The sequence below is a fragment of the Okibacterium fritillariae genome (genome assembly GCF_052783725.1).
Map to the genome: position 1 here is coordinate 2664596 of NZ_CP199917.1, position 15843 is coordinate 2680438.

General features: G+C 64.8%; 9 protein-coding genes. 2 read left to right on the forward strand and 7 right to left on the reverse strand.

The annotated features are described in order from the left end of the window. Nucleotides 1-105: 105 nt before the first annotated feature. The 7 genes from ACUWEX_RS12235 to ACUWEX_RS12265 all read right to left on the reverse strand — a co-directional run bounded on the left by ACUWEX_RS12235 (nt 106) and on the right by ACUWEX_RS12265 (nt 11862). Nucleotides 106-792 (reverse strand): hypothetical protein, encoded by a 687-nt coding sequence (locus ACUWEX_RS12235; RefSeq protein WP_445996412.1) that lies wholly within the window; start codon nt 790-792, stop codon nt 106-108. A 90-nt stretch (nt 793-882) separates the two neighbouring features. Then, complete coding sequence (locus ACUWEX_RS12240; protein WP_445996413.1) at nt 883-1653, reverse strand: hypothetical protein; 771 nt, start codon at nt 1651-1653, stop codon at nt 883-885. A gap of 170 nt (nt 1654-1823) precedes the next feature. Further along, entirely contained in the window at nt 1824-5705 is a 3882-nt protein-coding gene (locus tag ACUWEX_RS12245) for a DNA-directed RNA polymerase subunit beta' (protein ID WP_077055055.1), read from the reverse strand. A 48-nt stretch (nt 5706-5753) separates the two neighbouring features. Further along, nucleotides 5754-9245 carry a DNA-directed RNA polymerase subunit beta gene (rpoB, locus tag ACUWEX_RS12250; RefSeq protein WP_079728023.1) on the reverse strand — a complete coding sequence of 1164 codons (3492 nt, stop codon included), beginning with the start codon at nt 9243-9245 and terminating at the stop codon, nt 5754-5756. A 200-nt stretch (nt 9246-9445) separates the two neighbouring features. After that, complete coding sequence (locus tag ACUWEX_RS12255; protein WP_445996414.1) at nt 9446-10750, reverse strand: HTTM domain-containing protein; 1305 nt, start codon at nt 10748-10750, stop codon at nt 9446-9448. Further along, nucleotides 10747-11517, reverse strand: coding sequence for a DUF5819 family protein (locus ACUWEX_RS12260; protein ID WP_079728021.1), 771 nt, complete (start codon nt 11515-11517; stop codon nt 10747-10749). Before ACUWEX_RS12260 ends, ACUWEX_RS12255 begins: the two co-directional genes overlap by 4 nt. Before the next feature lie 138 nt (nt 11518-11655). Further along, the gene (locus tag ACUWEX_RS12265) at nt 11656-11862 is read right to left on the reverse strand and encodes a hypothetical protein (RefSeq protein ID WP_445996415.1); all 207 of its coding nucleotides are present in this window, start codon (nt 11860-11862) and stop codon (nt 11656-11658) included. Nucleotides 11863-11986: 124 nt separating this feature from the next. Between ACUWEX_RS12265 and ACUWEX_RS12270 the strand changes: the two genes are divergently transcribed. Both ACUWEX_RS12270 and ACUWEX_RS12275 read left to right on the forward strand, forming a co-directional pair. Next, nucleotides 11987-14200 (forward strand): hypothetical protein, encoded by a 2214-nt coding sequence (locus ACUWEX_RS12270; protein ID WP_445996416.1) that lies wholly within the window; start codon nt 11987-11989, stop codon nt 14198-14200. A 766-nt stretch (nt 14201-14966) separates the two neighbouring features. Next, the gene (locus tag ACUWEX_RS12275; protein ID WP_445996417.1) at nt 14967-15821 is read left to right on the forward strand and encodes a spermidine synthase; all 855 of its coding nucleotides are present in this window, start codon (nt 14967-14969) and stop codon (nt 15819-15821) included. Nucleotides 15822-15843 lie beyond the last annotated feature (22 nt).

Here is a 15843-nt window from a genome sequence, read left to right on the forward strand (position 1 = left end):
CCGCCGCGTCGTCGCACCAGGCCTCGGCACGACCGGCTCGGAAAGCTCGACCTCGTGCTGCAACGCACGCACTCCCCCGCCCATTCCTGGGCAGCGCGACTTTTTTCAGCCCCAGAGTGTGCGGACCATATCGGCGGTGTATCCGGCCTGCGGCCAGTTGAGCCAGTCGGTCGCGAGCCAGACATTCTCCCGCAAGAAGTGCGACTGCCCCGACGATCCACCCTCGGAGTCGTCCTGCACGACGCAACGCGTGCCGCCCGCTTCGGCGTAGCAGGAAAAGTCGGCCGCCCGCAGGGCTGCCAGAGCCGCGGCGGACTGCTCGGCCGTGACTTGCTTGACCTCGGTGATGATGGCGAATTCGCCCGCCTGGCCCCAGCTGCAGCGCAGGCCGGGTAGATCGGCGAGCAGCGCCGCCACGGCGGGAGTCGTGCTCGCGGGCTCCTCGGCGATGGTCTCGTCGTTGAGAGGGCCGCCCTTCTCGAGCGTGGCGAACATGCGCTTGCTGTAGACCTGGTCGCAGCTCTGCGGGTTCGGTCCGGTGATCACGGGCGCCGCGGCAGCCGTCTCACTGGGCTGCGGCCGGGCCGTCTCGCTCGAACCACCCGAACCGGAGCCCGAACCCCCCGATCCCCAATCCGACCCGCCGGCGTTGGCACCGCCGAGACCCTGCACACCGACCAGCACACCGGCCACGAGCACGACGATCAACACGAGGCCCGCGGCGATGGCGAGCGTGATGTTGCGGCGGCGCACGCGGTCGTTCGGCGTGGGGGCAGCACTGTCTGCGGTCATGGTCGATCTCCTCGGTTCACGATGCCTTCACCTTACCCAGCCGAACTGGGCCGCGACCCGCGGGTCGTTCCGCCCGGGCCACGTCGCTCGTTACGAGAACAGCGTCTCGACGATGCCCTCGCTGTAGTTCTTGGGTGCCACGTTGACCCAGTGCGTGGCGATCCACAGGTTGCCGCGGAGAACGTGGGAGTAGCCGGCGACACCCGTGCCGGCGTCGTCCTCGGCGAACTCGAACGTGCACCGGATGCCGCCCAACTGCTCACCGCAGTCGTTCCCGTTTGCCTCGAGCGCGCGCACTGCCTCGGCGCTCTCTTCGGGTGTCACCTCGGTCACCCAGGTGATGATGCCGTATTCGCTCGGTCCGCCCCACGAGCACGCGAGTTTGTCGTGGGCCAACAGAAGCGCGTTGACGTCGTCGTACATCGTCAAGCGATCGTTCGACACGACGCCTGGATGATTGAACGGCAGGTCGGTCGCGTTCGAGAGTTCGCTCCACTGCTGCGGGGTGTAGATGGCCTCGCAGTCGGTCGGCAGAGCCACCTGGTCCACGACACCGCTCGCGTCATCGGTCGGTTGAGCGGATGCAGCCGGCCCGGGTGTCTGCGACGCGTCGGGCGTCGCGGGCCTCTCCGTTGCCACGGGGCTCCGCGTGTCCGCGCCGCCGGCGTCACCGCCGCTATTCGATGCACCGAGGAGTGAGGCGGTCACGATCCCACCGACGATGACGACTGCCGCGAGCACGCCGCCGACGATCCATCCGGTGCGGCTCTTTCGGGGCGCGGTCAGGCTGTCGGCCGCGCCGTCCTCACCCCCGCTGCGATCGTTGTCGAACAGCTCGGTTCGGCCGTCATCGTTGCTCACTTTTGCTCCCCTGGCACATCACGCTCACTGCGTGTTCCCACATCATGTCAGCCCGCATATTCGCGCAGGAGCATGCCGCCATAACGGTCTCGTAACGCACGAAAAGAGGGCCCCGGCAGATGCCGGGGCCCTCTTCACACACTCAGCCGAAGCCGGGCGTTGGATGCTGCTTAGTTGTAGGTGCCGGGAGTGAAGTCGTCGCTCGAGAAGGTGTCGAAGTCGACGAATCCGAGGTCCGCTTCATCGAACGCGCCATCGGACGCGAAGATGCGGTTCGGGTAACGCTCCGCCTTCGCCTCTTCCGTCGCCTCGACGGTGACGTCGCGGTACTTCGCGAGTCCCGTTCCGGCGGGGATGAGCTTACCGATGATGACGTTCTCCTTGAGGCCGACCAGCGGGTCGGACTTGCCTTCCATGGCGGCCTGCGTGAGAACACGCGTGGTCTCCTGGAAGGAAGCCGCGCTCAACCACGATTCGGTGGCCAGCGACGCCTTGGTGATTCCCATGACTTCCTGACGGGCCGAGGCCGTGCGCTTGCCCTCGGTGAGAGCGGCACGGTTCAGCTCGTTGTACTTCATGCGGTCGACGAGCTCACCGGGCAGCAGGTCGGTGTCACCGTGATCGACGACAGTCACCTTGCGGAGCATCTGACGAACGATGACCTCGATGTGCTTGTCGTGGATGGGGACACCCTGCGAGCGGTAGACACCCTGCACGCCACCGACGAGGTGCTTCTGCACTTCGCGGACGCCCTGCACGCGCAGGACTTCCTTCGGGTCGACGGCACCGATGTGCAGCGGCTGACCGAGCTCCACGTGCTGGCCGTCCTCGACGAGGAGGGTTGCACGCTTCAGCACCGGGTAGATCACTGCTTCGTCGCCGTTGTCGGGCGTCAGGATGACCTTGCGGCTCTTGTCCGTCTCCTCGATGGTGATGCGTCCCGGCGCCTCGGCGATCGGGGTCGCACCCTTCGGGGTACGGGCTTCGAACAGCTCCTGCACGCGGGGAAGACCCTGCGTGATGTCGTCTGCCGACGCGGAACCACCGGTGTGGAAGGTACGCATCGTGAGCTGCGTTCCGGGCTCACCGATCGACTGGGCCGCGATGATACCGACGGCTTCACCGATGTCGACGAGCTTGCCGGTGGCCAGCGAACGGCCGTAGCAGGCGGCGCAGACACCGACGCTGGACTCACAGGTCAGCACGGAGCGGACCTTGATCGTCTCGACGCCAGCAGCAACGAGCTTGTCGATGAGAACGTCTCCGACGTCGTCTCCGGCTTCGGCCACCACGGTGCCCTGGGGGTCGACGGCCTCGGCGGCGAGCGAACGAGCGAACACGGAGTTCTCGACGTTGGCGTCGCGCACCAGGGTGCCGTCGGCATCCTTGGCTGCGATGGTGAGGGTGAGGCCCTTGGTGGTGCCACAGTCCTCGTCGCGGATGATGACGTCCTGCGAGACGTCGACGAGTCGACGCGTCAGGTAACCCGAGTCGGCGGTACGAAGCGCCGTGTCGGCCAGACCCTTACGGGCACCGTGCGTGGCGATGAAGTACTCGGCCACGGACAGGCCCTCGCGGTAGGACGAGATGATCGGGCGAGGGATGATCTCACCCTTCGGGTTGTTCACCAGGCCTCGCATACCGGCGATGTTGCGGATCTGCAGCCAGTTACCACGTGCACCCGACGACACCATGCGGTTGATGGTGTTGTCTTCGGGGAAGTTCGCACGCATGGCCTCGGCGACCTTGTCGGTTGCCTCGGTCCAGATCTGGATGAGTTCCTGACGACGCTCGGAGTCGGTGATCAGACCCTTCTCGAACTGCGACTGCACCTTGGCGGCCTGCTTCTCGTAGGCACCCACGATCTCGCGCTTGTTCGGCGGAGTGAGGATGTCGGAGAGAGCGACCGTGACACCACTTCGGGTCGCCCAGTGGAAACCGGCGTCCTTGATGTTGTCGAGGGTGGCAGCGACGACCGTCTTGGGGTACCGCTCGGCGAGGTCGTTGACCAGCGTCGAGAGGCGTCCCTTGTCGGCGACGTCTTCGATGTAGGGGTAGTCGTAAGGCAGAGCCTCGTTGAAGAGCGCCCGACCGAGCGTCGTCTCGAGCAGGTACGGCTTGCTCTCGTCGAAGTCTTCGGGCGTCTGTCCTTCGGCGAAGTGCACGCCTTCGAGACGGATGCGCACCTTGGCGTTGAGGTCGAGCGAGCCCTGGTCCTTCGCGAGAATCGCTTCTGCGACGGAGGAGAACGCGCGGCCTTCGCCCTCGACACCCGACTTGAGGGTGGTGAGGTGGTGCAGACCGATGATCATGTCCTGCGAGGGCAGGGTGACCGGGCGGCCGTCGGAGGGCTTCAGGATGTTGTTCGAGGCGAGCATCAGGATGCGCGCTTCGGCCTGGGCCTCGACCGACAGCGGGAGGTGGACAGCCATCTGGTCGCCGTCGAAGTCTGCGTTGAACGCAGCACACACGAGCGGGTGCAGCTGGATGGCCTTACCCTCGACGAGCTGAGGCTCGAACGCCTGGATGCCGAGACGGTGCAGCGTGGGCGCGCGGTTCAGCAGCACGGGGCGTTCGCGGATGATCTCTTCCAAGACATCCCACACCTCGGCGCGCGAGCGCTCGACCATACGCTTTGCCGCCTTGATGTTCTGAGCGTGGCTCAGGTCGATCAGGCGCTTGATGACGAACGGCTTGAAGAGCTCCAGGGCCATCTGCTTGGGCAGACCACACTGGTGCAGCTTCAGCTGCGGGCCGACGATGATGACCGAACGACCCGAGTAGTCGACACGCTTACCCAGCAGGTTCTGGCGGAAACGACCCTGCTTACCCTTCAGCATGTCGCTGAGGGACTTGAGGGCACGGTTGCCAGTTCCGGTGACGGGGCGGCCACGACGACCGTTGTCGAACAGCGCGTCAACAGCCTCCTGAAGCATGCGCTTCTCGTTGTTGACGATGATCTCGGGGGCACCGAGGTCGAGCAGACGACGCAGACGGTTGTTGCGGTTGATCACACGACGGTAGAGGTCGTTGAGGTCGGACGTGGCGAAGCGGCCACCGTCGAGCTGGACCATGGGGCGCAGCTCGGGCGGGATCACGGGGACCACGTCGAGCACCATGGCGGCCGGCGAGTTGCCGGTCTGCACGAACGAGTTGACGACGCGCAGGCGCTTGATGGCGCGGATCTTCTTCTGACCCTTGCCCTCGGCGATCTGCAGGTGCAGCAGCTCGGCTTCGGCCACGAGGTCGAACGAGAGGAGGCGCTTCTTGATGGCCTCGGCGCCCATGTAGGCGTCGAAGTACAGGCCGAAGCGGTCCTGCAGCTCGTGGAACACGGCGTCTTCCGGCTTCAGGTCGCCGACCTTCAGGTTGCGGAAGTCGTCCCAGACGCGCTCGAGGTGAGCGATCTGCTCGTCGTACGACTTGCGGGTCTGGCTCATCTCCTTCTCGGCGGCATCCTTGGTGCGACGCTTCTGGTCGCTCTTGGCGCCTTCGGCCTCGAGGGCCGCGAGGTCGTCTTCGAGCTTCTTCAGACGGTCGGCGATGCGGCTGTCGCGCTGGTCACCCAGGGTCTTGATCTCGAGACGGAGCTCGTTCTCCAGACCGGGCATGTCAGCGTGGCGGGCCTCGTCGTCGACGTCGATCACCATGTAGGCGGCGAAGTAGATGACCTTTTCGAGGTCCTTCGGCGCCATGTCGAGCAGGTAACCGAGGCGAGACGGGACGCCCTTGAAGTACCAGATGTGAGTGACGGGGGCGGCGAGTTCGATGTGGCCCATGCGCTCACGGCGCACAGACGACTTCGTGACCTCGACACCGCAGCGCTCACAGACGATGCCCTTGAAGCGGACACGCTTGTACTTGCCACAGGAACATTCCCAGTCACGCGACGGTCCGAAGATCTGTTCGCCGAACAGACCGTCCTTCTCGGGCTTCAGGGTGCGGTAGTTGATGGTTTCGGGCTTCTTGACCTCACCGTACGACCAACGACGGATGTCGTCAGCGGTAGCCAGGCCAATGCGAAGCTCGTCAAAAGTGGTTACGTCGAGCAATTTCTCTCCTACTTAGGAAAACTCGTGAGTTCTTTACAGGGGCCTGGTCTAGATCTCGTCGATTGACGAGGACTCGAACCGGGAGGAAATGTTGATGCCGAGCTCTTCGGCGGCGCGGAATGCGTCGTCGTCGGTGTCGCGCAGGCTGACCGCGGTGCCGTCAGCCGAGAGGACCTCGACGTTCAAGCAGAGCGACTGCATTTCCTTGATGAGCACCTTGAAGGATTCGGGGATACCCGGCTCCTGGATGTTCTCACCCTTGACGATGGCTTCGTACACCTTCACGCGGCCGAGGATGTCGTCGGACTTGATGGTCAGGAGTTCCTGCAGAGCGTAGGCGGCACCGTATGCTTCGAGCGCCCACACCTCCATCTCACCGAATCGCTGTCCACCGAACTGCGCCTTACCACCCAGCGGCTGCTGCGTGATCATGGAGTACGGACCGGTGGAACGGGCGTGGATCTTGTCGTCTACCAGGTGGTGGAGCTTCAAGATGTACATGTAGCCGACCGAGATCGGGGCGGGGAAGGGCTCTCCGGAGCGGCCGTCGAACAGACGCGTCTTTCCGGTCGAGTCGATCAGGCGCTCACCATCGCGGGTGAGGGTCGTCGAGTCGAGCAGACCGGCGATCTCTTCCTCGAAGGCACCGTCGAACACGGGGGTCGCAACCTTGGTGCCGGGGGCCGCGCTGTGCGCTTCCTTCGGCAACTTCTTCGCCCAGGCGGGCGAACCCTCGACATCCCAACCCTGCTTGGCGACCCAACCGAGGTGGGTCTCGAGCACCTGGCCGAAGTTCATTCGACCGGGGATACCCAGCGGGTTCAGGATGATGTCGACCGGAGTTCCGTCGGCGAGGAACGGCATGTCCTCGACCGGCAGGATCTTGGCGATGACACCCTTGTTGCCGTGACGGCCGGCGAGCTTGTCGCCCTCGGTGATCTTGCGCTTCTGGGCGATGTAGACGACCACACGACGGTTGACGCCCGAACCCAGCTCGTCGTCGCCGTCTTCGGAGTTGAACTCCTTGACCGCGATGATCGTGCCGCGCTCACCGTGGGGAACCTTGAGGCTCGTGTCGCGGACTTCGCGGCTCTTCTCGTTGAAGATCGCGCGCAGCAGTCGCTCTTCGGCGCTCAGCTCGGTCTCACCCTTGGGCGTGACCTTGCCGACCAGGATGTCGCCGGGGCGAACCTCGGCGCCGATGCGGATGATTCCGCGCTCGTCGAGGTCCTTCAGCAGGTCGGGGCTCACGTTGGGAAGGTCACGCGTGATCTCTTCCTTGCCGAGCTTCGTGTCGCGGGCGTCGACCTCGTACTCCTCGATGTGGATCGAGGAGAGCACGTCGTCCTTCACCAGGTTCTGGCTCAGGATGATCGCGTCTTCGAAGTTGTGACCTTCCCACGTCATGAAGGCGACGAGGAGGTTCTTTCCGAGGGCCAGTTCACCGTTCTCGGTGGCGGGGCCGTCGGCGATGACCTCGCCGGCCTCGATGCGGTCACCCTCGGTGACGACAACGCGGTTGTTGTAGCTGGTGCCCTGGTTGGAGCGGTCGAACTTGCGCAGGTAGTACTCCTGCGTTCCACCCTCGTCGAGCTGCACGGTGACGACATCGGCGGAGACCTCGGACACGACGCCCGACTTCTGCGCGGTGACGACGTCTCCGGCGTCGATAGCGGCGTAGCCCTCCATACCGGTTCCGACGAGCGGCGACTCGCTGCGCAGCAGCGGGACAGCCTGACGCTGCATGTTGGCACCCATGAGGGCGCGGTTCGCATCGTCGTGCTCGAGGAAGGGGATGAGCGAGGTCGCGACCGACACCATCTGGCGCGGCGAGACATCCATGTAACCGATTTCTTCGGCGGGAACGAGGTCGACCTCGCCACCCTTCTTCCGAGCGAGAACGCGGTCTTCAGCGAAGCGCGCGTCCTTCGTCAGAGGAGCGTTGGCCTGGGCGACGATGAAGTCGTCCTCTTCGCTCGCCGTGAGGTAATCGATGTTGGTGGTGACTTCACCGTCGACGACGCGGCGGTACGGGGTCTCGATGAACCCGAACGCGTTGATGCGTGCGAAGGAGGCGAGCGAACCGATCAGACCGATGTTGGGGCCTTCAGGGGTTTCGATGGGGCACATGCGGCCGTAGTGGGACGGGTGAACGTCTCGCACCTCGACGCCGGCGCGCTCACGGGACAGACCACCGGGGCCCAGCGCGGAGAGACGACGCTTGTGCGTCAGACCGGCGAGCGGGTTGTTCTGGTCCATGAACTGCGACAGCTGCGACGTTCCGAAGAACTCCTTGATCGCGGCGACGACGGGGCGCACGTTGATCAGGGTCTGCGGCGTGATCGCCTCGATGTCCTGCGTGGTCATACGCTCGCGGACGACGCGCTCCATGCGGCTGAGGCCGGTGCGCACCTGATTCTGGATGAGCTCACCCACGGCGCGGATGCGACGGTTGCCGAAGTGGTCGATGTCGTCGACGTCGAGACGGATGTCGACGCCCTTGCCATCGCGCACACCGGAGTAGGTGGTCTCGTTGCTGTGCAGGCGCACCAGGTACTTGATCGTCGCGACGATGTCTTCGACGGTCAGGACCGAGTCGCTGAGCGGCGCATCGATGCCGAGCTTGCGGTTGATCTTGTAACGACCCACCTTGGCCAGGTCGTAACGCTTCGGGTTGAAGTAGAAGTTGTCGAGCAGCGCGCGCGCAGCCTCGGCAGCGACCTGCTCGCCCGGACGGAGCTTGCGGTAGATGTCGCGGAGGGCATCTTCCTTGGTGAGGATCGTGTCCTTCTCGAGGGTGAGCTCGATGGACTCGAAGCCCTTGAACTCCTCCATGATCTCTTCGGTCGTCAGACCGAGAGCCTTGAGGAACACCGTGACCGACTGCTTGCGCTTGCGGTCGATGCGGACGCCGACCTGGTCGCGCTTGTCGATCTCGAACTCGAGCCAGGCACCACGGCTCGGGATGACGCGAGCCGAGTAGATGTCCTTGTCGGACGTCTTCTCCTGCTGACGCTCGAAGTACACGCCCGGCGAGCGGACGAGCTGCGAGACGACGACGCGCTCGGTGCCGTTGATGATGAACGTGCCGCGCTCGGTCATGAGCGGGAAGTCGCCCATGAAGACCGTCTGAGTCTTGATCTCACCCGTGAGGTGGTTCATGAACTCGGCCTCGACATAGAGAGGAGCAGCGTAGGTCTTGCCACGCTCCTTGCACTCGTCGATCGAGTACTTCTCGGGCTCGAGGTAGGGGTTGGCGAACGACAGCTGCATGGTCTCGCCGAGGTCTTCGATCGGAGAGATCTCTTCAAAGATCTCTTCGAGACCCGAGTGGCTCGCGAGGTCGGTGCGACCCTGCGCGGTGGCTTCTTCGACGCGTGCCTTCCACACGTCGTTGCCCACCAGCCAGTCGAACGACTCGGTCTGCAAAGCGAGCAGATCCGGAACCGTCAGCGTGTCGGTGATTTTAGCGAACGACAGACGGGAAGCCCCGCGGCCGTTCTTGGGTGAGTTGGTGGATGCGTTGCGCGCAGCAGCCAAGGAAATAACCTCCGTGGACCCCGTCGGGTCAAGTTACTGTTAGTAATGGAGAACTCGTAGACCCCGCGATAAAGCCGGCCGGACATGATGCCCGAGCCCGAAAGCCGACCGCAATATGAAGGCAGAGGGATGTCTAAGAGCGCAAAGGTCAAGTGTATGCCCTCCGACGCGCCGTGTCCAGTTACTTCCTTGACCCGATTTCATTTCTCCTGTATACGACCTGACTGAGGGTCCGACCGCAGCCAGGCGCGACGCAGCCCCTGCGACATATGGCGCCACGTGACATCCCGAATGAAGATGGAGTCGATGGCGATCATGGCGAGGGAGAACCAGGGCAGTCCCATCAGAACGGCGATGCCGATGTGGAAGCTGAGCATGACGACGAGCGCGAAGATGCGGGTGCCGCGCCGCAGTAAGAGGAGCGGGAACGAGACCTGCACGAGCAGGGTCAGGATGGTGGCGAACGCCACGCCCGGCGCCCAGGTCGTCACGAGCGACGACAGCTCGGGCCACGTGCCGAACTGAGCGACGTGGATCGGGTCGTAGATCGCCCAACCGCCCGACCACGGCTCGCCGCCCGCCTTGTAGAGTCCGCCCGAGACGTAGATGAAGGACACCTGGCACGCGAGCACGATGATGGCCAGGTTGTGCGACAGGTTCGTCGACCATTCCGGGAGGACCCGCTGGAAGCGCCAGAGCCTGAGTGGCCAGATGCCGGAGCGTCCGGCATTGCGACGTCGGCGGCGAGCATCCAACGACCATCGTTCCGCCGGCGAGGCGAAGAAGATCGCGATGAGAGCCATCCGCGTGAGATTGTCACTCTGGTCGCTGACGTACTCGTTGATCTCGACGAAACCCACCCACAGGATGAATAGAGGGATCATCACGATGCGTGTGCGATAGCCGATGGTGAAGAGGACCGCGCAGACGCCGAGCAGGAGATAGAGCTCGGTGAATGCGAAGTCGTTCGCCGCGATGCTGGGGAAGATGTTGAAGGGCCAGAGCCGCGCGAACTCGCTGGTCGGATAGTCGAGCTGCCCCGTCCAGGCGGCGCCCCCGCCGAACGTATAGAGACGGGTAGTGAAGTTCGAGACGAGCGTGCCGAGAATGGTCAGGCCGAGCAGCATCCGGGTGATTGCGAGACCGTAGGAGGCCCGCTTGCGATCGAGGAGCCAGTCCTCGCCGAGGCCGAAGAGCCGGCTGACCAGTGCGCCGAACCCGCGGATGCCGTCGTGGAGCAGCGAGCGGAACGTGCGCCACGCCTGCCTCAGGGGAAGACGGCGGCGGGCGCCTGCGTGGACCTGAGCGGGCGTTGCAGGTGACGGTGCGGAGGCAGGTGCAGGCGCGGTCTCGGACACGGGCGAGGGGCGAGTGTCGGCTGCGGAGTCGGACCCGGCGGACTCGATGGTCCCGTCGGATCCGTTGGACACGTCAGACACGTCAGACACGTCGGATACGTCGGACGGCGCTTCTGGCGCGCGTGCGCCCCGGTCGGTCGTGGTCATTTTTCGAGCCTCTCGTATCCGGCACGGAACACATCGGCGAAGGCGTCACCGGACTGGCCGGGCATCGTGATGAGGCCCCGCCATCCGGTCGGGGCGATCTGTTCGCCGGGTCTCTGCGCTTCCGGGTTGTTGCGCTCGGAGAACGGAATGATGTTCTGGCGACTGGATTGGTATTGCACCCGGACGACGGAGTCACCCCAGATCGCACGCGCTACCTGCGTTGCATAGGCATCCGCATATCTCTCTTGGACGATGTAGCGGACGACGATGCTGTCGTCGGTGCCCTGAGTGTTCATCGCCTCCTGCATGCGGCCGAGCCAGGCGTCGCCGTCGAAGAAGTTCAGGGCGGCCGTTGCGCGCTGCTCGGGCGTCAGCAGGTCGTAGGCGCCCTTGAGGAGCGAGGACTGGTGCGTTCCGAGCCCCGCCGCGCGGGGTGGAAGCAGGTTATGGCGAGACATGGCGAGCTCGACATCGGTCGCACTCACCCACTCCGTCTCGCGCTGCTCGCCGTTCTCGTCCACCACGAGGGCGCGCACTCTGAGGTTGTAGTCGCCGTTGATCGGTTCGGGGGCGAACACACTCCAGCTCTGGCCGTACCACGGGATCATGTAGCTCGTCAGGACGGTGCCGGGGATGAGTTCGCGCAGCGGCGTGACGGGCCCGATCCACAGGAAACTGGCGAAGACGTGCCAGACGGTGAAGAGCACCCCCAGGCTCAGGACGCCACGCACCAGCGGGCCCCTCGGTCGGGTAGTGGAGCGGGTCATCTGAATCTCCTGACGCAACGGTCGACTTGTATAAATGTAAGTATATATATTTCAGTGTATTTTGCGAGGGTCTTCACACAGAAGCGGGGCACACACGTTGAGAACGTGAGCGCCCCGCTCCCTCGGAATGGCGAGGAACTAGTTCTGTGATGCCCGAGCGGCCGCGCGGCGACGCTTCGAGGCCGCGACGAGACCGAAGAGGCCACCCGCGGTGATCAGCGACAGGGCGGTGATCGTGAAGCCGTTCACATCGTCCGCACCGGTCGCGGAGAGCGAGCTGTAGTTCAGGCCGGTTGCCGTAGCAGATCCCTTCGACGAGGCCGAGGCCGAGCCGGTCGTTTTCACGTCGGAGTTCGATGAACTGGACGAGTTCGACGAGCTCGAGGAATTCGCAGTCGGCGTGGCGTTCGAGGCGCCTGATGCATCGGCCGAGGAGTTCGCGATCGATGCGGCCTTCGATGCCGACGAGTTGTCGCCGTTCGCGGCAGCGGACGCCTTGGCGTTCGTGCTCGAGGAGTTGTCAGCGTTCGCGGACGTCTTCGATGCCGAGATCGACGCAGCGTTCGCGTTGGTCTTCGACGTGCTGGATGCATCACGTGACGCGTCCGTGGTCGACGCCGACTGCGCAGCGATGCTCGCATCCGGGTTCGCCGCCGCAGAAGCCTGCGTGGTGGCATCCGCCTGCGCTGCAGCCTTGGAGGCCGCATTCGCCTTCGAGTCAGCCGACGCCGACGCGGCAGCGTTCTTGTTCACGTCACCCTTGGACGTACTGGACGCGTTCGAGTCCGGAGTCGCGTTCGCCTTCGGCGACGCGTTCGAGTTCGAAGTCGAATCCGGTGTCGCGTCCGCCTTCGGCGAGGCGTTCGAGTTCGCGTTCGCGTTGGAGTTGATCGACGCATCCGTCGACGAGTTCGCGATCGATGCGGCCTTCGACGCGGACGAGTTGTCGCCGTTCGCGGCAGCCGACGCCTTGGCGTTCGTGCTCGAGGAGTTGTCAGCGTTCGCGGACGTCTTCGACGCCGAGATCGACGCAGCGTTCGCGTTGGTCTTCGACGTGCTCGATGCATCACGCGACGCATCCGTGGTCGACGCCGACTGCGCAGCGATGCTCGCATCCGGGTTCGCCGCCGCAGAAGCCTGCGTGGTTGCATCCGCCTGCGCCGCAGCCTGCGATGCCGCATTCGCCTTCGAGTCAGCCGACGCCGACGCGGCAGCGTTCTTGTTCACGTCACCCTTGGACGTACTGGACGCGTTCGAGTCCGGAGTCGCGTTCGCCTTCGGCGACGCGTTCGAGTTCGAAGTCGAATCCGGTGTCGCGTCCGCCTTCGGCGAGGCGTTCGAGTTCGAAGTCGAGTCCGGTGTCGCGTCCGCCTTCGGCGACGCGTTCGAGTTCGAAGTCGAATCCGGTGTCGCGTCCGCCTTCGGCGAGGCGTTCGAGTTCGCGTTCGCGTTGGAGTTGATCGACGCATCCGTCGACGAGTTCGCGATCGAAGCGGCCTTCGACGCGGACGAGTTGTCGCCGTTCGCGGCAGCCGACGCCTTGGCGTTCGTGCTCGAGGAGTTGTCAGCGTTCGCGGACGTCTTCGACGCCGAGATCGACGCAGCATTCGCGTTGGTCTTCGACGTGCTCGATGCATCACGCGACGCATCCGTGGTCGACGCCGACTGCGCAGCGATGCTCGCATCCGGGTTCGCCGCCGCAGAAGCCTGCGTGGTTGCATCCGCCTGCGCCGCAGCCTGCGATGCCGCATTCGCCTTCGAGTCAGCCGACGCCGACGCGGCAGCGTTCTTGTTCACGTCACCCTTGGACGTACTGGACGCGTTCGAGTCCGGAGTCGCGTTCGCCTTCGGCGACGCGTTCGAGTTCGAAGTCGAATCCGGTGTCGCGTCCGCCTTCGGCGACGCGTTCGAGTTCGAAGTCGAATCCGGTGTCGCGTCCGCCTTCGGCGAGGCGTTCGAGTTCGCGTTCGCGTTGGAGTTGATCGACGCATCCGTCGACGAGTTCGCGATCGAAGCGGCCTTCGACGCGGACGAGTTGTCGCCGTTCGCGGCAGCGGACGCCTTGGCGTTCGTGCTCGAGGAGTTGTCAGCGTTCGCGGACGTCTTCGACGCCGAGATCGACGCAGCATTCGTGTCGGTCTTCGACGTGCTCGATGCATCACGCGACGCATCCGTGGTCGACGCCGACTGCGCAGCGATGCTCGCATCCGGGTTCGCCGCCGCAGAAGCCTGCGTGGTGGCATCCGCCTGCGCCGCAGCCTGCGATGCCGCATTCGCCTTCGAGTCAGCCGACGCCGACGCGGCAGCGTTCTTGTTCACGTCACCCTGCGACGTACTAGACGCGTTCGAGTTCGGAGTCGCATTCGAGTTCGAGTCCGGCGTCGCATTCGAGTTCGAGTCCGGCGTCGCATCCGCCTTCGGCGACGCGTTCGAGTCAGGCGATGCGTTCGAGTTCGACGAGCCGTCCGGGTTGGAATCCTTCGTCCCCTCGGTGTCGGGGTTGGCGTTCGCGCCTGTGGGGGTGTCGGTGATGTCGACGTTGATGCGGTGGCTGTCCTGCTGGACCTTGGTCCAGAAGCTTCCCCCGATGACGCCTGATGCCCGCGAATCCATCGTGACCTTGAAACGAAGCTCGGTGACCGTGCCGGTTGCCGTCACTTCGCCGCTCGAAGCGAGGTTCTGAGGGGCGCTGATCTGATTGGACGTCACGTTCAGACCGCCCGATGTCGACGACAGCGTGACCCCGGGCGTCTCGAGCGTGTAGCGCGCAGACGAGAGCACGGTGCCGGCGACGGGAACGGCGAAGGTGGCGCCACCGAGATCACTGAAGAGAATCTTGGGGTTGGTGACGGGTTTACTGAACTTGATCACGACGACACCGCGATCGCAGGCTTTGCCGTTGGCGCACGGGAAAGCCTCGTCGATACCGATGATGCCGAGGCCCAATTCGCCGGCGTCTGTGGTGCGGACGCCGACATCCCCGCCGCCCTGCTCGATCTGAACACCCTTGCCCTTGGCGGGGGTCTCGGTCTGGATGTTGATGTTGGTGGAGCCGACGCTTGCAGTCTGACTGCTGTTCGCGCCGGTGGTGCCCGTCCATCCGGTTGCGATGACGGCGGAGGCGGGCAGGGAACCCAAGGCGGCGAGCGCGACGACCCCGGCACCGACGAGCGCAACCTGGCTGCTGCGGCGGAAGCTGGCTCCCGGCTTGGCAGCGGCCTGACGGTTACTACTCCGGTGTGTCTGTGAATTCATGTGATGTGCTCCATTTTGTTCGTGAAAGGCGGGGGATGACTGACGCCCGAGTCGACCTCGGTCGAGATTCGGATTGACCGCACCCGGCCAGATGCGGCTTATGCAACATCAATATATCAAGATACATGTAGCCGGTGAGGCGCACAATGGGGAGCTCACGTGACCCCACCGAGGAAACGATTAGGCTCGCTACCATGACGACGTACCCGGCCATCACCCTCGGCATCAGCGGCTACCGCGCCGTCATCGAGCCCGACCGCTTCGTGCCGGGCAGCTACCAGCTCGTCGTCGACGGCACACCTCAATCGCACGTCAACCTCGACGATCCCGCGCAGTTGCACTTCGAATACATCCAGCGCATCGGCCACGTGATCGACGAGCTGCGCGAACCGGGAACCCCCATCACGGCCGTGCACCTCGGCGCGGGCGCTCTCACCCTGCCGAGATACATCGCAGAGACCCGACCCAACAGCCGACAGCAGGTGCTCGAACTCGAGACCGATCTCGTGCCGTTCGTGCGCGAACACCTGCCACTCCCCGCCCGCGCGAACATCAAGGTCCGCTACGGTGACGCCCGCGAGAGCCTCGCGAAACTGCCGGCCGGCCTGTTCGGCACGGCCGACATCGTGGTCGTCGACATCTTCGCCGGTTCGCGCACACCCGCCCACGTCACGAGCCAGGAGTTCTACGCGCAGGCCGCGAAGCTGCTGTCCCCCGATGGCATCCTCGCCATCAACATCGCGGATGGCCCGGGGTTGGCATTCGCGCGTGGGCAAGCAGCCACCGTGGCCTCCGTCCTCCCCCACGTCGCCGCGATGGCCGAGGCCCAGGTGCTCAAGGGGCGCCGCTTCGGAAACGTCGTGCTCGTGGCCTCGGCCCACCCGTTGCCGCTCGACTACATCCCCCGTTTGCTCGCGGGCGGCCCCCACCCGGCGCAGGCGGTACACGGCGCCGCACTCGCCGAATTCACGCGCAGCGCCCCCATCGTGACCGACCAGACCGCGGTCCCGTCGCCTCCCCCGAACCGTTCGGTCTTCCTGGCGAAGTAGCGGCCTTCCCGGCCGGCGCGAC